This is a genomic window from Lysinibacillus macroides (assembly GCF_001281525.1).
In the GTDB taxonomy this organism is placed as follows: domain Bacteria; phylum Bacillota; class Bacilli; order Bacillales_A; family Planococcaceae; genus Lysinibacillus; species Lysinibacillus macroides.
Genome location: NZ_LGCI01000008.1, coordinates 16,930 through 42,377, shown reverse-complemented (window position 1 = coordinate 42,377; position 25,448 = coordinate 16,930). Strand labels below are relative to the sequence as shown.

At 36.4% G+C, this 25,448-nt stretch carries 25 protein-coding genes; 3 read left to right on the top strand and 22 right to left on the bottom strand.

The annotated features are described in order from the left end of the window. Positions 1-42: 42 nt before the first annotated feature. Positions 43-477 (bottom strand): MarR family winged helix-turn-helix transcriptional regulator, encoded by a 435-nt coding sequence (locus tag ADM90_RS12345; protein WP_053995309.1) that lies wholly within the window; start codon positions 475-477, stop codon positions 43-45. 152 nt (positions 478-629) lie between these two features. On the opposite strand from ADM90_RS12345, the gene ADM90_RS12340 reads away from it, so the two are divergent. Beyond that, positions 630-2,624, top strand: coding sequence for a catalase (locus ADM90_RS12340; protein WP_053995308.1), 1,995 nt, complete (start codon positions 630-632; stop codon positions 2,622-2,624). 47 nt (positions 2,625-2,671) lie between these two features. On the opposite strand, the gene ADM90_RS12335 is transcribed toward ADM90_RS12340, so the two are convergent. The 10 genes from ADM90_RS12335 to ADM90_RS12290 all read right to left on the bottom strand — a co-directional run bounded on the left by ADM90_RS12335 (position 2,672) and on the right by ADM90_RS12290 (position 14,271). Then, a complete protein-coding gene (locus ADM90_RS12335) occupies positions 2,672-3,139 on the bottom strand; it encodes a YusW family protein (protein WP_053995307.1) in 468 nt (155 codons plus the stop codon). Positions 3,140-3,235: 96 nt separating this feature from the next. Then, the gene (locus tag ADM90_RS12330; protein WP_053995306.1) at positions 3,236-5,458 is read right to left on the bottom strand and encodes a YcdB/YcdC domain-containing protein; all 2,223 of its coding nucleotides are present in this window, start codon (positions 5,456-5,458) and stop codon (positions 3,236-3,238) included. A 78-nt stretch (positions 5,459-5,536) separates the two neighbouring features. After that, positions 5,537-6,709 (bottom strand): glycosyl hydrolase family 18 protein, encoded by a 1,173-nt coding sequence (locus ADM90_RS12325; RefSeq protein WP_412176988.1) that lies wholly within the window; start codon positions 6,707-6,709, stop codon positions 5,537-5,539. A 232-nt stretch (positions 6,710-6,941) separates the two neighbouring features. Beyond that, positions 6,942-7,508 carry a hypothetical protein gene (locus ADM90_RS12320; protein WP_053995304.1) on the bottom strand — a complete coding sequence of 189 codons (567 nt, stop codon included), beginning with the start codon at positions 7,506-7,508 and terminating at the stop codon, positions 6,942-6,944. Then, the gene (locus ADM90_RS12315) at positions 7,505-8,095 is read right to left on the bottom strand and encodes a hypothetical protein (RefSeq protein WP_053995303.1); all 591 of its coding nucleotides are present in this window, start codon (positions 8,093-8,095) and stop codon (positions 7,505-7,507) included. Before ADM90_RS12315 ends, ADM90_RS12320 begins: the two co-directional genes overlap by 4 nt. Then, positions 8,095-8,604, bottom strand: a complete 510-nt coding sequence (locus ADM90_RS12310; protein WP_053995302.1) for an RNA polymerase sigma factor — start codon at positions 8,602-8,604, stop codon at positions 8,095-8,097. Before ADM90_RS12310 ends, ADM90_RS12315 begins: the two co-directional genes overlap by 1 nt. 252 nt (positions 8,605-8,856) lie before the next feature. Continuing rightward, on the bottom strand, positions 8,857-9,534 hold the full coding sequence (locus tag ADM90_RS12305; RefSeq protein WP_152928019.1) for a hypothetical protein: 678 nt from the start codon (positions 9,532-9,534) through the stop codon (positions 8,857-8,859). Between the two features lie 148 nt (positions 9,535-9,682). Beyond that, entirely contained in the window at positions 9,683-11,788 is a 2,106-nt protein-coding gene (locus tag ADM90_RS12300; RefSeq protein ID WP_053995300.1) for a methyl-accepting chemotaxis protein, read from the bottom strand. A 430-nt stretch (positions 11,789-12,218) separates the two neighbouring features. Next, on the bottom strand, positions 12,219-12,950 hold the full coding sequence (locus tag ADM90_RS12295) for a hypothetical protein (RefSeq protein ID WP_053995299.1): 732 nt from the start codon (positions 12,948-12,950) through the stop codon (positions 12,219-12,221). Further along, on the bottom strand, positions 12,943-14,271 hold the full coding sequence (locus ADM90_RS12290) for an AAA family ATPase (RefSeq protein WP_053995298.1): 1,329 nt from the start codon (positions 14,269-14,271) through the stop codon (positions 12,943-12,945). The genes ADM90_RS12295 and ADM90_RS12290 overlap by 8 nt, the downstream gene beginning before the upstream one ends. A 134-nt stretch (positions 14,272-14,405) precedes the next feature. Here ADM90_RS12290 and ADM90_RS12285 point away from each other — a divergent pair, with 134 nt between their 5' ends. After that, complete coding sequence (locus ADM90_RS12285; protein ID WP_053995297.1) at positions 14,406-14,825, top strand: hypothetical protein; 420 nt, start codon at positions 14,406-14,408, stop codon at positions 14,823-14,825. 235 nt (positions 14,826-15,060) lie between these two features. Here ADM90_RS12285 and ADM90_RS12280 read toward each other — a convergent pair whose 3' ends face one another. The 11 genes from ADM90_RS12280 to groES form a co-directional block, all read right to left on the bottom strand. Continuing rightward, a complete protein-coding gene (locus ADM90_RS12280) occupies positions 15,061-16,071 on the bottom strand; it encodes an ABC transporter substrate-binding protein (RefSeq protein ID WP_053995296.1) in 1,011 nt (336 codons plus the stop codon). Positions 16,072-16,081: 10 nt separating this feature from the next. Beyond that, positions 16,082-16,843 carry an ABC transporter ATP-binding protein gene (locus ADM90_RS12275; protein ID WP_053995295.1) on the bottom strand — a complete coding sequence of 254 codons (762 nt, stop codon included), beginning with the start codon at positions 16,841-16,843 and terminating at the stop codon, positions 16,082-16,084. Positions 16,844-16,847: 4 nt separating this feature from the next. Then, complete coding sequence (locus ADM90_RS12270; RefSeq protein ID WP_412176987.1) at positions 16,848-17,897, bottom strand: FecCD family ABC transporter permease; 1,050 nt, start codon at positions 17,895-17,897, stop codon at positions 16,848-16,850. A gap of 263 nt (positions 17,898-18,160) precedes the next feature. Then, a complete protein-coding gene (locus ADM90_RS12265; RefSeq protein ID WP_053995293.1) occupies positions 18,161-19,576 on the bottom strand; it encodes a PH domain-containing protein in 1,416 nt (471 codons plus the stop codon). After that, positions 19,548-20,036 (bottom strand): PH domain-containing protein, encoded by a 489-nt coding sequence (locus ADM90_RS12260; RefSeq protein WP_053995292.1) that lies wholly within the window; start codon positions 20,034-20,036, stop codon positions 19,548-19,550. The genes ADM90_RS12265 and ADM90_RS12260 overlap by 29 nt, the downstream gene beginning before the upstream one ends. Before the next feature lie 112 nt (positions 20,037-20,148). Further along, positions 20,149-20,634, bottom strand: coding sequence for a hypothetical protein (locus ADM90_RS12255; protein WP_053995291.1), 486 nt, complete (start codon positions 20,632-20,634; stop codon positions 20,149-20,151). A gap of 284 nt (positions 20,635-20,918) precedes the next feature. Beyond that, complete coding sequence (locus ADM90_RS24855) at positions 20,919-21,176, bottom strand: thioesterase family protein (RefSeq protein ID WP_200908555.1); 258 nt, start codon at positions 21,174-21,176, stop codon at positions 20,919-20,921. Further along, entirely contained in the window at positions 21,163-21,333 is a 171-nt protein-coding gene (locus tag ADM90_RS24850; RefSeq protein WP_200908554.1) for a hypothetical protein, read from the bottom strand. The genes ADM90_RS24855 and ADM90_RS24850 overlap by 14 nt, the downstream gene beginning before the upstream one ends. 23 nt (positions 21,334-21,356) lie before the next feature. Continuing rightward, positions 21,357-22,148 (bottom strand): amidohydrolase family protein, encoded by a 792-nt coding sequence (locus ADM90_RS12245; protein WP_053995290.1) that lies wholly within the window; start codon positions 22,146-22,148, stop codon positions 21,357-21,359. A 283-nt stretch (positions 22,149-22,431) separates the two neighbouring features. Continuing rightward, positions 22,432-24,069, bottom strand: coding sequence for a chaperonin GroEL (gene groL / locus ADM90_RS12240; protein ID WP_053995289.1), 1,638 nt, complete (start codon positions 24,067-24,069; stop codon positions 22,432-22,434). 135 nt (positions 24,070-24,204) lie between these two features. Beyond that, the gene (gene groES / locus ADM90_RS12235; RefSeq protein WP_053995288.1) at positions 24,205-24,489 is read right to left on the bottom strand and encodes a co-chaperone GroES; all 285 of its coding nucleotides are present in this window, start codon (positions 24,487-24,489) and stop codon (positions 24,205-24,207) included. Between the two features lie 174 nt (positions 24,490-24,663). On the opposite strand from groES, the gene ADM90_RS12230 reads away from it, so the two are divergent. Next, complete coding sequence (locus ADM90_RS12230) at positions 24,664-25,428, top strand: CPBP family intramembrane glutamic endopeptidase (protein WP_053995287.1); 765 nt, start codon at positions 24,664-24,666, stop codon at positions 25,426-25,428. Positions 25,429-25,448: the final 20 nt, after the last annotated feature.

The window sequence follows — 25,448 nt, the reverse complement described above, 5'->3', positions numbered from 1 at the left end:
CCTCCTATTTATCTCAATATCGAGATATATGCGTAAAATTTTTTATTGGTCAGTGGCGTTCTTGCCAACTTTTTTAAGTGATAAAATCATGTTGTCCAGCTCCTGAGCTTCCAATACTTCAAATATCTCATTTATTTTTTGTTCATGCTTAGGGAAAATTTCTTTCATCAAAGCCTGCCCCTCAAACGTTAGTAATGCGTACGTAACACGTCTATCTCTTGGACATGCCTTACGATGCACATAGCCTTTTTGCTCGAGCTTATCAATCACATAAGTAATACTACTGCTTGCAATTAATATTTTTTTACCAATCATTTGAATAGGTTGCTCTCCACGATGGTATAAAAATTCAAGAACCGAAAATTCAGTTTGATTTAAATCATATTGAAGTAAATCTTTTTTAGTTGCATCTTGAATCGTTTGATATGCTCGGAACAAGACCGTAAATGCTTTTAAGTTACGATTGTTTTGCTTCATACGACTCCCTCTTTTTACTTCGAATTTAATTATCTCTAATTCGAGATAATAATAACATATACATTTTTAAACAGCAAACATTTTGTTTCTTCATGTTTGCCATCTTTTCGTTCGGGTAGAAGGTAGTTGTAACTTATAAAGGAGGATTCTAAATGAAAAAAGATGTCAATCAAAAACAACAACAGCTAGAAGCATTCCGAGTAAGTGATAAAGATCAACCTCTTACAACCAATCAAGGATTAAAAATATCGGAAGATGAACATTCACTAAAAGCAGGTGAGCGAGGACCCACTTTACTAGAGGATTTTCATTTTCGTGAAAAAATGACCCACTTTGACCATGAACGAATTCCTGAACGAGTAGTACACGCACGTGGCTCAGCCGCTCATGGAATTTTTGAAACTTATGAATGTGCAAGTGATATTACAAGGGCTCAATTTTTAAATGGGAAAGGAACTAAAACCCCTGTATTTGTTCGCTTCTCTACCGTTGCAGGGTCTAAAGGCTCTGCAGATACTGTCCGTGATGCACGCGGCTTTGCTACGAAGTTTTATACACAAGAGGGTAATTATGATTTAGTTGGTAATAATATTCCTGTGTTTTTTATTCAAGATGCTATTAAATTCCCCGACTTTGTCCATGCCGTAAAGCCTGAACCAAATAACGAAATACCTCAAGCCCAAAGTGCCCATGATACGTTTTGGGATTTCATTGCAAATAATCAGGAGTCTGCTCATATGGTCATGTGGCATATGTCAGATAGATCGATCCCACGAAGCTATCGAATGATGGAGGGGTTTGGTGTGAATACTTATCGCTTTGTCAACGCCGAAGGAAAAGCCCACTTTGTTAAATTTCATTGGAAACCTGTACTTGGGGTAAAATCTTTAGTTTGGGATGAAGCACAAATCATCGCTGGAAAAGACCCTGATTTTCATCGCAGAGATTTATGGGAATCGATTGAACGTGGGTATTTCCCAGAGTGGGAGCTTGGTGTGCAACTTATTCCTGTTGAGGATGAATTTAAATTTAGCTTTGATATTCTCGATGCCACGAAAATATGGCCCGAAGAAGACGTTCCTGTACGCATCCTTGGAAAAATGACATTGAACAAAAACGTGGATAATTTCTTTGCAGAAACGGAACAAGTTGCCTTTCATGTCGGTCATGTTGTACCTGGTATTGATTTTTCAAATGATCCTTTATTACAAGGTCGCTTATTCTCCTACACAGATACGCAGTTAATAAGGCTGGGCGGGCCAAATTTCCATGAACTCCCTATCAATAAACCGATCTGTCCATTCCATAATAACCAACGAGATGGCTATGGCCGACAAACTATTAATGTAGGACAAGTTAGCTACCATAAAAATTCCTTAGCCAATAATACACCACATCCTGTTTCTGAAGCAGATGGTGGATATACGCATTATGAAGAAAAGGTTGAAGGGCATAAAGTACGTGCACGTAGTGAGAGCTTTAAAGACCATTTTTCTCAAGCAAGATTATTCTGGCTTAGTATGACAGATATTGAGAAAAAGCATATTATCAATGCCTTTAGCTTTGAACTTGGCAAAGTAAAAAGTAAAGCCATTCGAAAACAAGTTGTAGACATGTACGCTCATGTTAGCTACACACTTGCATCAGCTATTGCTGATCACATTGGTATAGTTCCCCCAAAACAAGTAGAAGTACCGCATATTCACCAAACTTCACCTGCTGTTAGCCAAGTAATCAATGCAACGGAAAGTGTCAAATCTAATAAAGTAGCTGTAATGGTGACAGAAAATAGTAATGAAAATTTAAATGAACTTATTGCTACATTTTTAAGTGAGGATATCGAAGTTGAACTAGTGAGTCATAAACAAGGCATAGTAAACGGCTATGAAATTCACGAAACATTAGCTACGACCTCCTCAGTTCTTTATGATGGTGTTTATGTTACAGGAGCCTTTCAGGATTCCTACCAGCAAACACAAGCAGAACAGTTTATTGAACAAGCCTATCAGCACTGTAAAACAATAGGTTATACAGGAAATGTTTCGTTTTTACAGCATATTGCCAATAAAAATGGTGTGACAAACGATCCACAATCTTTTATTCTTTCCCTTGCTAAGCATCGACATTGGGTACGTGAATGTAAATGAATGAAAAGCCAGCTAACGGATTGAATTCGCTAGCTGGCTTATTTCTATTATTTAATTCGTTTAAATTCCTTTTCATTTCCATCTACAAATTCGACTTCCACTTCAATGGATTGATAGTTATCTTCAATATTGAATACTTTGATTACTTGATCAATCACTTCATCATTAGGTGTTGTAGAATCAAAATTCAGCTGCTTAAATAATGGATCTAATTTTGTATATGCTTCATCACCCTGTAGCCTTATATTGTTACGATCATCCTCTAGCTTTGCCTCTATGCCAGACCTTTTATCCTCATACTCTACCTCATAAGATTCCGTAGCAGAATAATCTACATCCAATGAAAATTCTACAAAATTATAGGCTGCTTGATCTGTTACATTATCACCAGCCTGTTGTGCCGTACTTTGATCGGCAGGAGCATTTGTAGGAACATCCGTTACTTTCTCTTTATCATTACAACCAACCAAAAGACTTGCCATAACAGAAATTGTTAATAAATATTTGATACGCAATTTTTTCACTCCTTTCTGTATTAGTCTTTCCCCTTTCTATAAAAAATTAATCTAAAAGGACATCTCCTAATCATAAGAGATGTCCTTAGGTTTTGATTAATAATTGATATTAATATTATTTTCTTGAATAGCACGTGCTAGACGAAATGCTGAGATAGCTAAATCCGCATATGTGACCTTTGCTGTCGCATTAAAATTATTTTGCTGTGCATCTATTAAGCCCATCGCATTTGCTATAGCAATATAACCAGCATATTCTGGGCTAATAGAACTGGCATCTGCAAAATTCAATTTATAAATATCGTTATACTTTGCTGTATAATCTAATCTTAATAGCTTAATATACCATTCTGCAAGCTCCTGACGGCTTAATTGCTCCTGCTCTGCAAATTGATTAGCAGGCTTTAACATACCGATTTTTACAGCTTGTTCCACTACGCTATATAAAGGATGTTCTTTATCAATATTACCGAAGGATTGCTTATCCTCATCCACTCTGAAATAATGACCATATGTTAAAGAATTAAGTAAAATTTTTAATGCCTCACCCTTTGTCACAGCTTGATCTGCATTAAAGCTGGCAGGGTCCTTTACTTCTAAAATATTTTGCTGTAGCAAATAATTCAATTCATTAGCAGCTGTTGGATGTGAGATCGTGGCAACCTCTTTTGAATCATCCTCTGTTATTAACCACTTACCTGTTGTTGCATCAACCATATTATAGGAATTACCATTAAAATTCGGCGTATACACTAAATCATAATGCTGTTTATCCCCATCTGCATTTTGTTCAATATATTGTAATTTCAGTTTCAATGCCTCACTATATAATTCTTTTGCTTGTTCAGCAGGAATCACATTCTTTACGGATGGCCAATTTTGAATATTTGGGTTACTAATAAACATTGAACGTAATGAACCATCGTGACCAATAGTAACCGTTATTTCATCCCCATTCACTGGAAGTTCATTGACAACACGTGGGAATGTAAATGTATAGTCCTTACTATCACGATCTACAACTACCTCATCAATTGGCTTTGAGTATTTATGCAAAGAAGAAGGAGCATATTCTTTTAAGTAGTCAATTGCCTTTGTCAGGGCAGCATCTCTAGTGATCGTTGCTGCATTTTCATCTGACGGGGACAGTTCGTTACTTAAATCATAATAGTGAACAATCTCTCCTGTTGCCTTATCCATTTCTAAAGAAGTGCCAAAGCTATTGCCATTATCTTGTATATATGAATAATGAACAGAATAAATAATTCCACCCTTGCCATCTTCTCTTTCATCAACCATGTCAATTTCTAGCTTGCCCTTATCTGAGCTTTCTTTTAATAAAGATTTGACAAACTCTTCAACCTCAGCTACTGTCATATCCTTTTTACGTGGTGCTAATGGTTGAGCAGAGAGCTTTTCCACAGCCTTCACCTTTGGAACCTGAGAAGTGAAGCCATTTGCTGATTGCCACTGACCTGATAAAGCATGTACCCCATTAAAGCCTGATGATGGTACATAAACAAGCTTGACAACTTGCTCATCTTTTTTATAATCATAATCAATTGTATAGCGTAACTCTACTGATAAATTTTCTTGCAGTTGAGCAAGTATACCGGCTTCATCTTTTTTCTGATCAACAGGATCAAATGTAGCTTGACGAATAGGCATTGAATAACGATAGAAACTAGAAATCTCCCCATTCGCAAGAACATCAATAGAGATTTGCTTATTCATAATAGGTACATTATTATGTGTTGGCGCATACATAAAGGAATAGGTAATTGGCTCCGACAATGGTCTAGCTATATTATAGTAATAGCTATAGCCATATACATCCTGCTGTAGTTGGTAACCCTCTGTGTTTGGAAGCTTTTTCAGGAAATCATTTGCAAGCTTTTGAGCCTCTGCTTCAGAATACTTTGCTGGATAAATAGCTTCTGCTATATTTGCCGGCTGATAATAGAAGCTTTCCAGCTCTAAATCATTCCCCATAAAGGTAAAACTACCATAAAGATCTTTATCATTCACAGTTTTATGGAAGCTAAGGTCATAACGAATTGTTTTATCATTTCTAAAATAATGACCTCTTCCTAAATGAAAATCATTTTCTGTTACAAAATCAAACTTTCCTGGAAATAGTTCATGTACCTTTTTGATAAGTGTACCTTTTGTAACGTTCGTTTCTGCTGAAGCAACCTTAATTTCAATTTTTTCTGCTGGCTCTTGCACATTGGCAGAAGCCTGAGAGATTGGTGAAAGTAAGCTAACGGTAAATGCTGTAGATGTTAAAATAATCCCTAAGTTTTTAAATTTCCCCACAATAATCCTCCTACAATACGTTTACCATAATTATATTATAATTACCTAGATTTAGAAATAACCTTTCCATTTATTTCACTATTTTTTTACTACATCAAAATTTGCCCCTATTAATAGCCAATTTTGTGGGAATGGCAATCCTAGTTTCCAATAACCAATGCCTCGCAGATTATATTGCTTAATCAGATTAAATTTCGCTTGAATCGACCGAGCATCTTCAAACCACACTATATGTGCCCTCCCTTGTTCATCGTAGTATTCAAAAAATGGCGCTTGGGCTCTCCAATCAAATTGAATAGCCGCATGATAACGTTTGGCTACTTCAATGGCTCTTTGGGGACTAAGTGCCTCTGCATAAGGCCCTCCCTGGACAAAAGGCAATGTCCAATCATAGCCATATAAATTTTGGCCAAGCATAATTTTATGAGCAGGTATCTCACTAACTGCATATTTCACAACTGCCTCTACTTCAGGCAGTGGAGAAACAGCCATTGGTGGCCCTGCAGAATACCCCCATTCATAGGTCATCAGCAGCACAAAATCCACAATTTCTCCATGTGCCTGATAATCATGTGCACCTGTCCACTGTCCTGTGGTGTCATCCCTCGTTTTAGGTGCTAGTGCTGTAGATACGGTATAACCTTGGGCGTGAAACTTTTCAACAGCTCTTCTTAAAAAATTATTATAGGCTTGTCGCTGATCAGTAGGTAAATTTTCAAAATCAAAATGAATATCCTTTACGCTGCCTAAACGTTTTGCCTCTGCAACAATATTATCAAATAGTAAATCTTGGACGGCTGTACTTTGAAAAATATCTCTTGCTAGCTCTCCACTAAACGCAAAATCCTCCAGATTGGAAATAACCATTGCAAGAGAGGCTCCCGTGTCATTAGTGATTTGTGTAATACCTTGACTTGGTGGTCTCTGTAAGCTGCCATCTCGTTTCACTTCATAGCTAAATAAAGCTAAATAGGTTAGATAGGGCCCTGCTTCCCTAGCCTGCTCTAAAAGTGCATCACTAACGGTTGTTCCTCTTGGCTCTAAATAAGCCAACGTTTCGGCTGTTGTTTTTGGCGGCTGTGGAATATAGAGCCTTAGCCCCACAGATAATATTTGATTGGGATGAATACCATTTACTTGAGCAAGTGTTAGATAGTTAATACCAAAGCGTTGACCAATTGACCATAAACTATCCCCTGGCTGTACATAATAAAAACTCCCCACAATCGGAATAACAAGAGCTTGCCCCACCACTAATTGGTCTGGCTCTGGAATTTGGTTGGCATCTACAATACGTTGAACTGTAGTCCCATATGCCTGGGCAATTCCCCATAAAGACTCTCCAGCTCGTACCACATGGATTTGAATGATTTTGCCTCCTTCTAGCGTGATAAAATCATACCTATAAAGCTTATGACGCAGTAAAAAGAAAGATGCTATCGTCTAATAAAAAGAGCAGTTCTAAAAAGGAAAGGCCCATCGCTTATTGCAGTGTATGAGCCTTGTTTGTATTAATTTCTTTATAATATTTATGACATGCTCTGTAATACCATGTAAATAATAGATAAGATAGTAATTGCAGAAACAAAGCTATAAGATGAAGATGCTCTCCTATGCTTCTATCAATATTCATGGCAAATGCTTGAATGACAAATGCGCTAAGCATTAATATCATAAATCTTTGATAGGTTTTAAAAGTTTTCATTTCTAATGGTAGGTTATGATGAATATGGAGTAGCAATTGGAAAACATAATACATAAAGGCGATGAATAAAAACTGCATAAGCTGTATCCCGATTTCCCCAAACACCTTATAAGCCAGCCATTGATCTAGCTCCACAACAATTGACAGCACCATTAACATGAGCGCGAATTTTTTTGACCAACGCTTTAAGTTATGGGAAGAGGGTAACAAGTGAATACCAATGGCAAAAGAAAGATAGCCAAGAAAATCTGCTAGGATATCTGGTAAGCCAAATAAACTCATATCAAGAAAAACAAAGCCTAAACCAGTCACTAGATAAGCATAAGGATTCTTAAAATCAGTCATTGCCCTTCCCTCCTTTTGATTTTCTCTTGAACCTCGTTTAGCGGCACTTGCCCTATTAAAAATCGATCAACTGAAGCATCCTTAATTTTATCTAATTCATACAAAAATAATAATTGGCTATGGGCTTCATCAAAAAAATCGCTATGGCTTGGTTGCATCGCAGGATCATCTAATGGCTGATGCTCTGCATAGATTAGGTTCCCCACCCAGACGATAAAGGACAACGAAAAAGTCATATAGACTAGCTTTCCTTTTGTATATCCCTTGTGATATACAAATGCAATAAAGAGGATTACCCCAAGCATTAAAACAATGCACAATACATTTGAGAAGATATGCCCTTGATTGTCGATTACCTGTGCTGCTTGTTTGAGCTTCAATGACTGATCAGTACTAACTATCACTAAAAAAATAATCACAACGCATGTGACTAGCATGGTGACAGTCGTTGTCATAGTAAATCGTTTAGCCGTTTGAGGCTGCTTTTTTAAGAGTTTTTCCCGTAGCTGATATGAAAACTTTCTATCTGGCTCTTTATCAGGACGACTTTTTAGTGTCTGAAATAATTCACTTTGCCGTTTCTCCATCAATCAACCCTCCCTACTTTTTTTCGAAGTCTTGCCATCGCTCGATGAAAATCCACTCGCACCTTCACTTCCGAGATGCCCAATATCGCTGCTGTTTCCTGAATCGTGTAGTCCTTTAACATGCGACAAATAATAATTGTTCGATCATGCGATTTTAATGTCATTAATGCCTCCTGAAGAAATAGCCATTGTTCATGCTGTTCGACCATTTCCAAAGGCTTAGGCGCTTCTTTTATAGGTGGTTGCCAGCTAATTTTCTCGATTAACAGACGCTTTATTTTTTGCTTTCTATGTATATCTACTGCTGTATTACGAGCAATGGATAAAATCCAAGTTTTTACTTTATCTTCATTCTTCAGCTTATCCAATTGTTTAAGCACCTTGAAAAATGTTTCTTGTGTAATATCCTCCGCTTCCTCCCGACTATTTGTATAATAAAGAGCAAAATGATATACATCTCGATGATACAATTCGTATAAATGTTCTATTTTCAATCTATTCTTGTGCAACGCTTCACCCCCTTGTTACCTTACAAATAAGTCGCAGCATGATCTTTTTTGTTACACATTTCCTAAAAGTTTTTTTCGTAACCAGCGTCATATACTTTATGCTGTTTATAATGATGTAACATTCTGTTAGAGGGTTTTTCGGGGATTTAAAACAAAAGAAGCCCTTTCGTATGATGTTTGAATGTCAACAGCCATTGACTCATCCATCTATAAAAGGACTGCATTTTATGAATTCTAATAAGTATATATAAATTATTCAGCAATTAGCTGGCTATTCTTCAAATCTAATTTATAGTACCCTTTGTTTGTATCTTTTTCGGATGAACCCGCTCCAACAGGAGGATAAACCTGTAATATGTCATCCTTTACAGTAGGAAATGGGCTTGCCTCACCGTAGAGAAGTGTTTTAGATTTCCCTTCATTTTTAACAATATTCACATGAAAAGCATCTCCATTCGTCTTATCAATTGCAAATACATACCCTTCAACCCCATGCCCTGTTTGATATTGTGGAGTCAGGATATGAACATCTGCATCAGAAAAGCTCAGCTGCTCAAAGATTAGTTTTTTATCAGTTGGCTGGACAAACAAATAAGCGGGTAATTCCAATAATACTTTCTCTTTTTCTCCTTGCTGATAGATAATGGAGTAGTTACTTTGGAAGGTCTGGTCACCCTCTTGTCCAAGCGTACTTGAAACAACCAAATGACCACGCTCTTCTTTCCCATTAGCAATCATTAGTAACGTTCCCTTGCCTACCTGTTGTTCTGCTCGAACTGAATCACCTTCACTGACTGAATCAATGACAATCGATGCTGTTAGTTCTGATGTAGGAAACATACTAGAAATTTCTTCTTTTAAAGTATTTTGCTCATCCTGAGATGCAGCAAGCTTTACATTTTGTTCATCACTCTTACAACCAACAACCACGCTACATAACACTGCTGCTAAAATCACTAGCAATATATTTTTTTGATAATATTCCTCTCGCTTCTATAAATATTTATATAAAAACAACATTCACTAATCCCTTAATTTAAGGCTGATCTGATATTGCTATACTAGGCTAAAGATCTCCTTATAATCTAAATTTCCTTGCAACATGCTGTAGCTCCATTGCCAGTTCTGATAGCGCTACTGTTGATGACAGGACTTCTTCCATTTTTGCAAGCTGTTCCTCTGTAGAAGAAGTCACCTCTAGTAAGTTTTGCTCTGACATATTCACAAGTTCTCCCATAATCTCATTCATGATAGCCACAACTTCTTGTGTGCCTGCTGACATTTGTTCTGAAGTAGCTGAGATTTCCTCCATTTCAAGACCAAGGTTTTTCATGCTTTCTAAAATCCGTACAAACTTTTGTGCTGTTTCTTCTGTAACGTGAATACCATGCTCAACATTTTCATTTACTACTCTCATCGCTTTCACCGAATTCATCGTATCCTTTTGAATGGTTGCAATAAGCTCTGAAATTTGGATAGTTGAAGCTCTGGATTGTTCAGCTAACTTTTTTACTTCTTGTGCAACTATTGCAAATCCTTTACCATGCTCGCCAGCTCTCGCAGCTTCAATTGAAGCATTCAATGCTAGTAAATTCGTTTGTTCTGCAATATCTGTAATCATGCTAAGAATATTGCCAACTTCTTGAGAGCGGTCACTTAATCCTTGAATGATTTTACTAGACTCTGAAACAGTTGCCTGAATAGTGGTCATCTGTTCAACTGTTTTGGTAACAGATTGATTTCCATCAATCGCATAACTTTCCGTTTCTTTTGTTAATGCCGTAATATGATTACTGTTTTCAGCAATCAGTTGAATACCATCAGACATTTCTCCCAATGACTGTGTGCTCTCAATAATACGTGCTGTTTGCACTTTTGTTCCATTGACCACCATTTCAATCGACTCTGATACGTGTTCAATAGATGCTGTTGTCTCCTCAGCACTCGCTCGTAACTCCTCACTAGATGATGCAACATACTCTGAACTTACTGTGATTTCCTTAACCAGTTCATTCAAACTTTCAACCATCTTATTGAATGAAATTTCGATACTGTGCATCTCATCCTTCGTATGAAAAGAAACAGTCGTAGCTAAATTTCCGTTCGCTACATCACTTGCTGCAATTCCTAACTCATTCACAACTTTTTTAATCATCATATAAAGGGCAACAAACATATATAATGATAATAATAAAATACTAGTTATAAAAGATAACATAAGTATGCGGTTGAATTTAAGCTCTTCTAACTGACTTGTCAATGTATCACTTAAAAACGATAAACTATCTTCGTACAATAGGAGACCCACATCAATCGTAGTCGTAGCAATATCCCAGTATTGGTCTGGTTCCATAGAAATTGTACTAGTCAACAACATTTCTTCCGTTACTACATTTAAAAAATAGTCACTTTGTTTGCTAAATGAAAGATAGTTCTCCTCAAGCGCAGATTTCATGGAAGGATTACCAAAAGCAATATTTAAGTCTGCTTCAATCTTTTTAAGGTTTTCTGTTGTCTGAATAAATAAATTATTGAGCACCCTATATTGCTCATCTGTCATGCTCTTACTACCAGCAATCTTCATGCCATTAGCACGCATCTTCCCTAAGCTCTCTGTTAAATTTGGAATTGTACTGCTCACACTATTGATTAGATTATAGCTTTCCTTCGTATCTGCTAGTAGTAATCCTGTATTATTTGTGACAATATTCATCGCGCCAATGATTTGCTCTGTTAATGCAGAATAGTTAGTTAACACTTCATTGTCATTTTGCCAATTTTTTGATTTGATTGTGGACCACTGACTTTCAATCTTCTTCATCTGTTCTTCCATTCCGTAGCTATTTGTTAAATTTGCTTCAAATTCATGTAGCTCTTCTAACGTATTCGTGATCTGGGTATGCCTGCTGGTAATTTCATCTTGCACTGACGTATTTCCGCTGACAAAGCTTACAGTTAACCCACGCGTTTGTTGTACTACTTTTAGTAGATCCTTCAAAATAAGATTGTATTCTATCCCCTCATTCCGCATAGTCATTTGCTCAATTTTACGGTTAATATCTATCGTCAACATTGTGGAGGTAAAAATAATAGGTATAGCAAGTATACCTCCAATCAAAATAAACTTCTGTGCATACTTCATTTTATTAAGTAGTTGACCAATGGGAACAAAAAGTCTAAACATATTTCCTCCTACTAAGTATGGCATTATTGGATCAGCTTCACTTCACAAAATAGTTTAATACCTTATTCAAGCTGTAAAACTTTATGAAAGTGGAAAATCTTAAGTAACTATTTTTAGAAATTTTGATATAATATCCTCTTTCTGAGACTACTAGATTAAAAGCTGCATGAAATTCCTAGTCAGCTAAAGAAATTAAATTCCTTCAACTTTAGATAGTAAAGTATTACTTATAATTATCATATTTTTGATATTTCAGAAATTTTTAATTATTTATATTCTATCACTCCTTTCACATAAATAAATTATATATTTCGAAGCACGAAGCAAAAAATTATATGGAAGCTCCTTCTGCTAAGTGAAGACATAAACACAAAAACACAGTCCTATTTTTAGTGCACTAAAAAAGGTGACGAGATCTATGCCACCTTTCTTATTGTCCATTCGTTTTAATCATGTCAAATAATAATGGTACATTCGTACCTCGCTGCAAGGAATGACAACCTTCCATTAAATATCTCCAACTTTTTCGCATTTTTTCCTTATAAGGTAGGTTTGGATTAACGGGAAGATAGGCTTGTAAATAGTCCTCAATCGTGCCTGATAAATTTTCGATAAATGCATCTGCTTTTTGGATTTTTTCTGTTGCAATTTCGTTACGCTCATCCCATAATACATGCTCTAAGTTTGTAGAGAAATAAAAAAGCTGATAAGGCACTTTAAAACGTTGAATGCTAAAATGGTCATGGGCAATTAAAATCTTAGCGTTCTTTGCCTTCATTTCATTGCGCTGCTCAATTTGCTCCTTGCGCTTAGCTGACTTTACCAATATCGCATCCTCTGTATAAAACAAGCTTTGCTCGATACCCCCATCTACCTTGACATATTCAGGCGCAATAAAACAGCCATCTGCGTCTGTAATATGCACAACTGCTGTTAAATCCTTTGCTAAAAACTTATATTTTTCTAAGTAGCTTTGAATCGCTTGTACAACACTATTTTTTATATTGGGTATGCGCTTATGCTTATCCCATTTTGTTAACATATCCTCACGCTGTACATCAAAGCGTATGGTTGAATTTGCAAAATGGGCATCTAAATAATCCTCTAAAATAACTTGCTCTGTTTGTCCTTCAACAATAATTAATAGCACCTTTTTAATCATGCTGCACCCCCGCTTTACGAAAGGCACGCTTTATTTTAAATGCTTTTGTTTCCTTATAAATCTCCTCATCCTGCCCACCAAGCTGAATAGCACGAAGGTAAGCATCTCTTGCATTATTTGCTTCTTTCACACCTTTTAACTGCATATACCGATGATTGTCATTAGTTGTGGTAAACCATAGATTGTTAATAGCTAACACCTCTAATACACGTAAATTGTGGGATGTAAAAATAAGCTGCCCTTTCCCATCCTCATCAATTACTGTTAACAGTTCACCTAGTAAATATTCAAAAATGCCCGAATCTAATTCATCAATCACCACACAAGCGTTGGGATTATTATAGACAGCGATAAGCACACTAAGAATGGAAATAATTTTTAAAATTCCCTCTGACTCTGTACGCAAAGGTAATGCTTGCTCCCCACGCTGCGCTAAAAACTCAAAGCGAATTCCTTGTTCACCATTATCCATCGTCTGCTTCGTAATCGCATTAATCTTTATCGCTAGCTCCGGAATAATAGCCGATAACACACGATTACTTTGCTCAATTACTTCACAGAGGGTATAAAATGCAGCCTCTGGCAATAAGGCAGGTCCCTTTAAATCATAAGGAATAAGACCTCTTGTTTTTTCCAGATGAATGCTAAAGGGCATCATTCGCTCCTCAAATAGCGGTGCAATACTTTGGGTATTCACAACATGTAAATCACGCTTAAAATCCATTGCAATATTGTGCAATAGCTGCATTTCCTGTTCAGAAAGCCGTTCCTGTACCAAGGGCTTTAAATCTTTATGGAATAGTAAAGATTGATATTGCTTTCTTGCTAATTGTTGAAGGACAAGGAGTTGAATACGTGCCGCTTCATTCATATTCGTTAAACTCGATTTTCGAATATGCACATCTTTCTCTGTTGCAGTCATCAAAATCTTAGAACGTTTACCCTTCGCATTTTCTTTATAGGAAAGTCGCTCTAACGCTGGATAGAGTCGATGCTGATCTTCCTGTAGCTCCACATAGTAGTATAAAAAAAATGTGCCAAACTGATTCTCCACTAAAAACTCAAAATCAAGGCTTGCCACCTGCTCTCCTGCCATAATCAAGCGCTTGTCCTGTGAAGGTAGCTTTTTATCACCTGAAAGAAGCGTCTTTAATAAAGCAAATGCATCCACAATGGTTGTCTTACCCGACCCATTTTGTCCATATAAACCAACAACATTTGCCTGTAAAAATGTGTCGAAATTCATTGTAAGAATAATCTCACCATGCCTTACATTTCGTACATTCTGTAGTGTTATTTTTTTAACTTTAATAATTGCCATCCACTAAACATCCTTCAGCTTTTTTCTCCCTAGTATAGTGAAAATCAGAAAGTTTTATAACAACGCTAGCCTTTAGCCTATAACAATCACCAGCATAGGCATATGTTAGAAAAAATGAAGAAAGGTGTGTTTTATTGGTTTATCCTAGATTAGCTCCTGAAGATTTTAACAGTCAATTCCATCCAGGTATGAAAATATGGGTGACACTTCCAACAGGTACGTATTCCGGGACATTGATTCGGACATTTGGAGCAAGAGGCAGAACGGCTGAAATCCAGTTAGATAATGGCCAAATGGTTACAGTTGATGTTAGCCAAATCACGGCAGCAGGTACAGGCGCACCACCTGGTAGCTCCTTTCCACCTCCATACCCACCACGCCCCTATCCGCCGCACTCCTACCCACCTCAACCTTATCCACCCCAGCCGCCAAGACCCTATCCACCACATCCATACCCAGGTGGACAATATCCTGGGCAATTCCCTAATTATCCACCTCCACTAATACCAAGATTGCCAAATATACTGCCAGGAATCTTTGGCAATCCAAGATAATGTAAAGAAGGCTTTCCTTTCGTTCAACATTAGAACGATGAAAGCCTTTTTTCATTAGACACGTCACCCTAAAGAAGGATGATAGAACATTTGTTGTCCATTGTATCTAGCCCTGATCCAGAAAAATTTATTGAAGCCAAATCTAGTTAGAGCTATAAACATAACACATTAAGTTCTAAGAAGAGCTATTCCAAAAATCAAAATAAACAACTTTATGAAATAGCTTTTTCGTCCATTATTTAAATAAATCTGGATACATTTCTTTTGCTAAAGCTTCCATACCGTCAATTGTGTTATAGCCGTAGCCAAACATATAATTATAATCGACAATATAGATTTGTTTATTTTTAATAGCCTTCATGCTTGAAAGCTTAGGATTTGCATAGATTTCTTCACGTACCTTTGTTAAATCAGAGCCGTCCCAATTTGGTAAAATTAACACATCTGGATCTGCTGCAATCAATGTTTCAACACTTACATCACCAGTTTCATCTTTGAAAATATTATTTAGTTTCACCATGTTGAAAGCATCATTAAAGAATGTTTCATCATGTGCTGGATAAACAAAAAGCTCTTTTGGATCATTTGTATGCAAATAAGCAAATGTTTTTTCCTCTTTAATACTTTCTAATTTTGAGGCAATATTTTTTTGGCGATCTTTTAATTCTTTTATAAAGTTGTCTGCTTTGTCTTGCACATTAAAAATTTCACCAATATTTTCAATATCCTTATAAATAGAATCATATGTGCCGCCTGTTACTGATGACTCTAAAACATATGTTTTAACACCCATTTCATTAAGAGAATCTACTGTTCCTACACCCCATTCAGCATTATCAAATAAGCCGCCACGACCGAATACTAAATCTGGATTAGTACCCAATGTAACCTCTTTGCCAACATATTCATCACTTAAAATGGGTAGCTTTGCGTATTCCTCCTCTACTGATTGATCAGGTGCACCAAAGTTCGCCCCAACACCTACGATTTTATCGCCTAAGCCTAGATGTAATAATAATTCTGCTGCCGGACGTGTATTTGCCATAATTCTTTCAGGTGCTTTATCAAATACCTGATCTTTCTTTTCCCATGCTGATCCACCTTCAGCCTTTGAAAAGTTTTCAACTGTCAGTGGATAATGCTCCTTTGTTTGTGTTTTCTCAGTTGTGTCCTTTGATGTGTTACCGCAGGCTGTTAATATTAACAAAGCTGCTAAACCAATTCCTAATAATAATTTCTTCTTCATGGTTTTCCTCCTATAGTCCATATGCAAAGCCTAAGCCATTTGTCACTGGATTCGTAAACGTTTGACATTTTATATGATATAAAGTTTCTATTGTTTCTGGTGTTAAAACCTCTTGTGGTGTACCATGTGCATAGATTCCACCATCTTTTACTGCATAAAGATAATCACAATAATGTGCTGCCATCTCTAAATCGTGCAGTGCTGCTAATACCCCAATATTTAAATCTTTTACACAGGATAATATTTCAATTTGATAGCGAATATCTAAATGGTTTGTCGGTTCATCCAAAATCATAAATTTGGGCTGTTGGGCAATCGTTCTCGCTAAAATCACCCGTTGCTTTTCGCCACCAGATAGTGACAGAAAACTACGCCCCCTATATGATTGTAGGTTTGTGCGTGTCAATGCCTCCTCTACAATATCAAAATCCTTTTGATTATCTGACTCTAGCATTTTTTTATGCGGTGTTCTGCCTAACATCACCATTTGCTGCACAGTTAAATCAAAGTGCATTTCATTGAATTGTCCAACTACACCTAAGTGCTGAGAAATCTTTTTTTCAGGACTTTTTAAAACATCTAAATCATCTAAGAAGACCATCCCTTTTTGTGGCACGAGGCTTTTATAAATACTTTTCAATAAAGTTGACTTTCCGCATCCGTTTGGTCCGATTAAGCCCACAAATTGTTGCTTATTCACATGAATGGATATGTTTTTTACGATTTCCTTTTTGCCGATTTTTACTTCTATTTCCTTTGCTACTAATTCCATTGTTCTACCCTCCGAAGTTGTAACCTTTTTTTACAATCATATAGATAAATAATGGTGACCCAATGACAGAAGTAATAATTCCAATCGGTAATTCCACATTTTGGATTAATGTTCGAGACAGAATATCTGCCCAAATCATGAAAAGTCCTCCTAAGAGCAATGTTCCTAACATTAATCGTTTATGGTCTGCACCGAAAATACCTCTCGTGATATGTGGAATTATTAAACCAACAAAACCGATCATACCTGCATAAGCGACCATCGTTCCTGTAATGAGCGAGGTAAGAATCATATACAATTTACGATAAGCACTTAAATTGATCCCTAATGTGATCGCTGATTCATCCCCAAGTAGCATTGTATTTAGCACACGATGCTGGAAAAGGAATAATGCAGCTCCAAGTACAATTACAATTGTTAAAATCGGTGTTTTGTCCCAGCTAGCAGAGGCTAAACTCCCCATAGACCAAAACGTAACGGTTTTGATTCCTTCTGCATTATTGGCAAAAAAGATAATAAGGCTTGAAAACGAACTACATAATGCACCGATGACAACCCCTGATAACACAAGCTTTACTGAGGTTGCTTTACCTCCAATGCTGGATAAAATAAGCACCGCCATAGAGGTAATCATCGCCCCTGCAAATGCACCAAAGGCTACCCCAAATTGTGCGAGCAATGCGCTACTGCCAAAACCAACTAGGATGGCAAAAGTGGCACCTAATGACGCTCCTGAAGAAATACCAAGTATGTATGGATCAGCAAGCGGGTTTTGCACAACTGCCTGCATGACAGCCCCACACAATGCAAGTCCGACACCAATCAATAAGGCAAAAACCACACGGGGCATTCTGACCTGTAAAATAATATTCAAATAGGATTCACTATCCACACTATCAAGCGTGCCCACCTTCCCATTAGTTAGCGTATGTAGCAAAATATCCATTGATTGCTTGAAAGGTATGCTGACTTGTCCTATTGATACAGAATAAACGGCAGATATTATAATGGAGCCTATTAACAGCAAAATAATAACGTAATAAATCTTGCCCATTCCTATTCTGCTCACGTCCTGTTTATCCAAGATTTCACCTCTATTATACAAAATATAGTTGATAACGATTATCATTATCATTTTGTATTGTAAGTGATAATCTGTCGAAAAACAACACAAAAATTTTTTCATTATTAAAAAGATAGAAGCTGTCAGGAAAATTTCTACTTTCCTGACAGCCCCTGATTTTAAAAGAAAAAATATCAATACATCTTCTCAGATACTTACTAGTCATTGTTTTACTAAATATAAAAGATTCAATGTTAGTCGTTATTTTGAGCAATATTTAAAAAGGATTCTCGATATTGTGCATCTATCCCATAACAACTATATGATTCATCACCATCTTCTGCATATAATGAATACTCATAGCTCGCTATATTTCTTCCTCTCGTAAAAAAAGATTGACTCACCGCTGTATGCTGAATATAGGGCACTAAAGTAATCATATGAAACGCCTCTAACCAATGATAGCCCGAATGTCGAATATACTTTTCATCTACCATCAAACCTGCATGCTTCCAACGCATATATCCTACATATAAATAAAATATTAATAACCATAAGCCATACAAAAAACAAGGATGAATATACGCTAAACCACAACATATGACAGTAGGAAACCAAATTACCTTTAATAAATAATCTGGTAACACAGATGCTTTTGCCCTTTCTTGGATTGATTCCACTTGAAAGACAGGTAATTGCTGTTGAATAAATGCTGCTACCCGTTGTTGCTTTATAATAGGACATAAAAGTATACTTCCATCATTTCCAATGACATCCACTCTGATCTGTGCGTATCCAAATAATTGAAAAATCACAGGCTGTAAAATTTGCACAGACCGCACTTCATGTAAAGGTATTTGATCAGATTTTTTATTCAACAAACCATAAGATGTATGTATATACCGCCCCGCATTTTCACTATGAAAGTTCCAATATGTGATCATCATATAAATCGCTAGTATAAAAATTGCTAGTATTGCAAAGGCAAAGAATATCCATGCTAATGGGAGTATATCCTGCCAAGAAAGCTCCTTAATAGTTTGGAAAGCTTCTGTAAACCCCATTTGACTTGCATCTGTCTCCCATTCCTCTACCCAAAAACCTACAAGCTTAAAAGAAAAATTCACCAAAATCATAGTAATGGATAATGAGGCAAGGAACAATTTCCAATCAGTTGTTGCGAGTAATAAACCCTGAAAAAAGGATAGACGTTGTTGTGATTTTTTAGGTTGTACGAAATCATAAGAAGGAAAAAAAGTATTTTTAATTCTTACAATTTCTTTATTGGTTAAAACAAAGGAAATTTCATCTCCCCCGACTAATTCAATATTAAAATTTGACACACCCACTAGGCGCTTTAATAATGAATCTGAAATCCAAATAGATTTCACTCGATTAATGGGAATTTCATGATACTTTTTAGCAAATACACCTTCCGTAATAACAATTTTTTGCTTGTCAAAGGAAAAGATTTTATGATACCACAGCAATATAGAACATACAATAATCAACACACAAAGCAATAAAAATCCTATATTTAATATTTTTTCATAAAATTGATGAACACCAATCAAGCTAAGAATCAACATAAATATAGGATATATTCTCTCTTTAATAATGGCATAATTGATATATATAATTTCAAGAACATGATCTCTTTTCTTGCTCATCCTGATCAATTCCCTTCTCAATCAAGAACCTTGTAATATCCTCTTTTAATTTCTCTGCTACATCCTTTTTGATAAATTGGATGCTATGGTAACCGCCAGCCGTATATATGCCTATACTATATAAATTAAATAAACGTGAATAAAAATTTTGAGTAATATTTACATGTTGAATACGCCGAATTGGGATGGTATTATGCCTAACAGTGAGCCCTCCCTTGATTAGTTGAACTCTTTCTTTCTCCTCTATATATCGGAAATTTTTATAATAAAAAATATTGATAATCCCTTCATAAAGAAAATGCACTATATAATAAATAGTGACAAGTATACAAATTTTTCGCATTAACTCATACTCTTGAAAAAAATAATACACTAGTCCAATTACAAATAATCTTGTTACATAATATTGTAAATCATCTAAAAGCCATATGATAATTGATGCTTTTTCTACTTTTTGCACAACTCCTCACCTCCATTACTCATATAAAGTATAGAGCTTATTACTTTTTCTGTAGCAGCCTCTCTTCCTCGTAACAAGCTCTCGTATATTACAGGGAAATTGTAATCGCATCCTAAATTTTAATATCTACCGCTGAGCTTGAAGTATCTGTATTCAAAACCTCATGGCCATCAGTGCTCCCTTCATTCGTTAAACCTGTTGAAGAGGTATGTTGCTGCTCCTCCTCATCCTCAGATAATTGCTTGTGCTCCTTAGGGTCCTCTTTTGATATACGCAATGTAAGCGATTTGCCATAGAGGGCAGGATCATGTTCAATTAAATATTTATGATCCTTCATTGGAACTTTATCACCAGCTGTAATACGCCTTGCAATTTCCAAACAGGTCATATAAATTTTTAGTGCATCTTTCTCCGCCTCCATTTGTTTTTTAGTAGCCTCTGTTTCTCTCTTTAGTTGCTCTGCCATCTTCTCTTGCCTTTTTAACTCCTGTTCCCGCTCTTGCTGCTTCTTCAATTGTTTTTCGTCATCCATTGCTTGCTTTGATACCTGTGCTTGAACTATAGATGACTGGGGATAACCGTTAGCTTCAATACGCATCTGCCTTCCTCCCTCTCATGTAAAAGAATGTCTTAATATATTATTCGGTTAAAATACTGACAAATGAACTATAAATTTACTTATAAAAAACCTCTTATGATGTTGATTTATCATAAGAGGTGCTGATTTTAAAGTTCTTTAATGGTTGGATAGTGGAAATTTTCTTGCTCATTTAACTATGCTACAATTGCTAAATATTTTATACTCTCAAAGCTTCTTAAGCATGAGAATGAAACAGTTAAAAGCTCCATATCTATTATTTCTTCTGTTTTTAGTAATATATACTATTTCACTTTACTTGCAGCTCGTTCTGAAAAGCGTTTCCCATCGACAATAAATCGTTCATGTGTATCACGACTAATAATATCTATTCCGTCATTTGCCTCTACATCAAATTCTAATCGACGTCCATCTACTTTCGTCAGCTTCACTCGCACAGTTACTTCAAGTCCTGGTGGTGTTGCAACTTCATGATTTACATTAATATGCGTACCGAGCGTCAATTCATTCGGAAAATCAAGGTGAGGATTAATCGCTTGCATACACGTCCATTCTAAAAGACCAACAAGGTAGCTGTCGCAAATCCCTCTGGCATCGCGCAAACTCTTCTGATTCTGGGTAAAGGTTCGGTACAGTTTTTAATTGTGGTACAACAAACTTCATATCATGCTTAGTACCCGCTTGGAGTGATTTATTCATGTTAAATCCTCCTCATAGTATATTTATTTGAATGAAATTTTTTGGTCTTTAATAGAAAGAGATAGCGTCAATGATTTGAAATACCATTTAAGTGCATTCGTATATAGTATTTTATCAACAGCCTGTTCATCAAAAAGTTTTTGAATCAATTCGATATCTGCAACATCAAAAGGTCTTTTTGCTCTTGTAGATGGTAAATCTGTGCCAAACATAAGGGCATCTGGATTAATGGCATAAATCGACTTTAAGGCATTTTCAACATCCAATTCTACACGCCCAAAGCCAGTAGCTTTTACATGTACCCCTTTATCTACTAGCTTTAATAAATGAGGTAAGCCTTCTTCCGATAAGCCTAAATGGTCAATTGAAATAGCAGGTAATTTTTCAATGGTTGATGCGATTTCAGCTAGCTCTTTTGCATCAATATAAAGCTCGCTATGCCACCCCACTAAATCATGCACCCTTCTAGCAAAGTAATCCAGCTTCGATAAATCTTCTGAACCACCTCTTTTAATATTAAAGCGTAACGCTTTTACCCCATTGTCATTTAGGTTTAGTATTTCTTCGTCCGTCACTGTATAAGGTAATTGTGTTACGCCACAAAATGTTGGACCTAATTGTTTTAATGCCTTTACTAAATAGTTTTGGTCAAACCCTTGGAATGATCCAGATACGATAGCCCCACCTAATACATGTAAGTCAGTAGTTGCCTGTTGATAGTCTTCTGCAACATAACTAGGCGGTAAATAGCCTTGGTTTTCGATAATTGGAAAATCAAAATCAATAATATGAAAATGTGTATCAAAAATTCTCATTCTAATCCTCCATTCTTTTTCAATATACCAGTTCTATTCCATAAAAAAAATATAGGTTATTTATAAAAATCCATAAGTTTTTCTTATTTATTGTATTTTTGAAACGTCTATCTGCAATAAAATCCTCATAAGTAAATTTTAAAAACATAAAAAACCACCTCTCATAATTTTTAAAAATTATGAGAAGTGGTAGTTGCTTTATGACATACTATTTCTTAAAAAGATGTAGTTTTTAATTTTATCATCTAACTAAAAGCTGTCTAATTCCTTGTTACATAAAGAATTACATCATGCCAGGCATTCCCATTCCACCCATGTCAGGCATACCACCGCCTGCACCTGCTGGCTCTGGGATATCTGCTACTACTGCTTCTGTCGTCAAGAATAAGGCTGCTACAGATGCTGCGTTTTGTAATGCTGAGCGTGTTACTTTGGCTGGGTCTACTACGCCTGCTTCTATCATGTTTACCCATTCACCTGTAGCTGCGTTGAAGCCTACACCGATTTCTTCACGTTTTAAGCGGTCTACAATAATAGAGCCTTCGAGACCAGCGTTATTAGCGATTTGGCGAACTGGCTCTTCTAAAGCACGTAGAACGATTTTCACACCTGTAGCTACATCGCCTTCTACTGACTCAGCCGCTTTTTCAACCGCTGCATAGACGTTAAGAAGGGCAGTACCACCACCTGATACAATACCTTCTTCAACTGCTGCACGCGTTGAGTTCAATGCGTCTTCAATACGAAGTTTGCGTTCTTTTAGCTCTGTTTCTGTTGCAGCACCAACTTTAATTACTGCTACACCACCTGCTAATTTAGCAAGTCGCTCTTGTAATTTTTCTTTATCGAATTCAGAAGTTGTTTCAGCAAGTTGTGCACGGATTTGACCAATGCGTGTCTCGATTGCATCTGCACCGCCTACACCTTCAACAATTGTTGTATTGTCCTTTGTCACAACAACTTTTGCTGCACGACCAAGAGCAGAAATATCAGCTGATTTTAGGTCTAAACCTAGTTCTTCTGTAATCACTTGACCACCAGTTAGGATAGCGATATCTTCAAGCATTGCTTTACGACGATCACCGAAGCCAGGTGCTTTTACTGCTACAGCATTGAATGTACCACGAAGCTTGTTCAGAACAAGTGTTGCTAGTGCTTCCCCTTCAACATCTTCAGTAATCATTAATAGTGGACGACCTTGTTGTACCACTTGTTCTAACAATGGCAATACTTCTTGAATGTTTGTGATTTTTTTATCTGTGATTAAAATATATGGGTTTTCAAGCACTGCTTCCATTTTATCTGTATCTGTTACCATGTAGTGTGAAGCATAACCACGGTCGAATTGCATACCTTCTACTACATCAAGCTCTGTTGTGAAGCCTTTTGATTCTTCAATTGTAATAACACCATCGTTACCAACACGCTCCATTGCTTCAGCGATCAGTTGTCCAACTTCATCATCAGCGGCAGAAATAGCAGCAACTTGTGCAATTTCTTCCTTATTGCTTACTGGACGAGAAATCGCATGTAACTCTGTAAGTGCTGCAGTCACTGCTTTATCGATACCTTTGCGGATACCTACAGGATTTGCGCCAGCCGTAACGTTTTTCAAGCCTTCACGAATAATTGCTTGTGCCAATACTGTTGCTGTAGTTGTACCGTCACCAGCGATTTCGTTTGTCTTAGAAGCAACCTCTGCTACTAATTTTGCCCCCATGTTTTCGTATGGATTTTCTAGCTCAATTTCTTTTGCGATTGTCACACCGTCATTTGTAATAAGCGGTGAACCAAATTTTTTTTCTAAAACAACATTGCGTCCTTTTGGCCCTAATGTAACCTTTACAGTGTCTGCTAATTTATCTACACCTTGTAACATTAATGAACGAGCGTCTTCTGAGAATTTAATATCTTTTGCCATGTGAATTTACCCTCCTGAAATGGAATATTCGTTAAGCTTTATCAATATGTTTATATTAATTTTAGCTTAGTATAAATTGTCAGTATGTTGACAATAATCATAAGCATTTACCTTATTGGTGCGTAAAATCTTAGTTTATTCAATAACTGCAAGAATATCGCTTTCGCGTAAAATTAGGTATTCATACCCTTCATATTTAACTTCTGTACCAGCGTATTTAGAGAAAATAATACGGTCGTCAACTTTAACGTCAAGCTCTACACGTTGCCCATTCTCTAAAACACGCCCTGTCCCAACTGCGACAACTTTACCTTCTTGTGGCTTTTCTTTTGCTGAATCAGGTAACACAATACCGAATGCAGATTTTTCTTCTACCTCGATTAGCTCAATTACAATACGATCTCCTAGTGGTCTTAACAAGTGAAACAACCTCCTAATAAATTAAATAATAATGAATGTTTTATTAGCACTCAATCACATCGAGTGCTAACACATTTATTATGATAATCAATCACTCTTTTTTTTGCAAGTCAGAACTTCTAAAAATTTTGTTTTCTTTCTATATTCCTCTACAATAGAAAGAGAAGCTTATGAATGGAAAGGATTTTGATTGTGACAAATTCTCAAAAAATAAAGAAACACAAGAAAACAGCTCTGTATGTTTTACTAATTTATATTCTTATGCAAATCTCAGGGCGATGGTTGCTCTTACCGTTTCATATGTTTATTCAGAAGATAACAGGTCTATCTCCTGAACAAGCTGCACCTATTACGCAAGGCTGGTATATTGCTCTTAGCTTTGCCATTGCGCTTATTTTAAGCCTCATCCTAACCTCTCGTGATAAAGACTTTTGGAATGTTTATCAAGGAAAAAAGGAAACCATACCCCTTACAATCGTTTGGGGAATTGTTGGCTTCTTTCTGGTGTTCTTTGGTCAAATGATTGGTGCTGTTATTGAAATGACCCTGTTTGGTGTTGAAGGAGGTTCCCAAAATACCGCAGATATCGTTGCACTTGCGAAAGGCGCTCCTATTGCTATAGTAGCCATTGTTGTATTTGGCCCAATCTTAGAGGAATTTGTTTTCCGCAGAGTCATATTTGGATCGCTTGTCCAAACAACAAATTTCTGGATTGCTGCTATTGTCAGTGCTATATTCTTTGCACTTATACATTTCGACTTTTCCCATATCCTGCTTTATACGATATGTGGCTTAATTTTTGCCTTTTTATATCACAAAACAAAACGCATTTGGACTTCCATTATCGCACATATTATGCTGAATGGTTTTGTGACACTTGTACAATTCTATGCAGAACCCTTGCAAAAGTTTCTTGAAGAACTAGAAAAAATGCAATAAATTTTTTGTAAGGCTCTAAT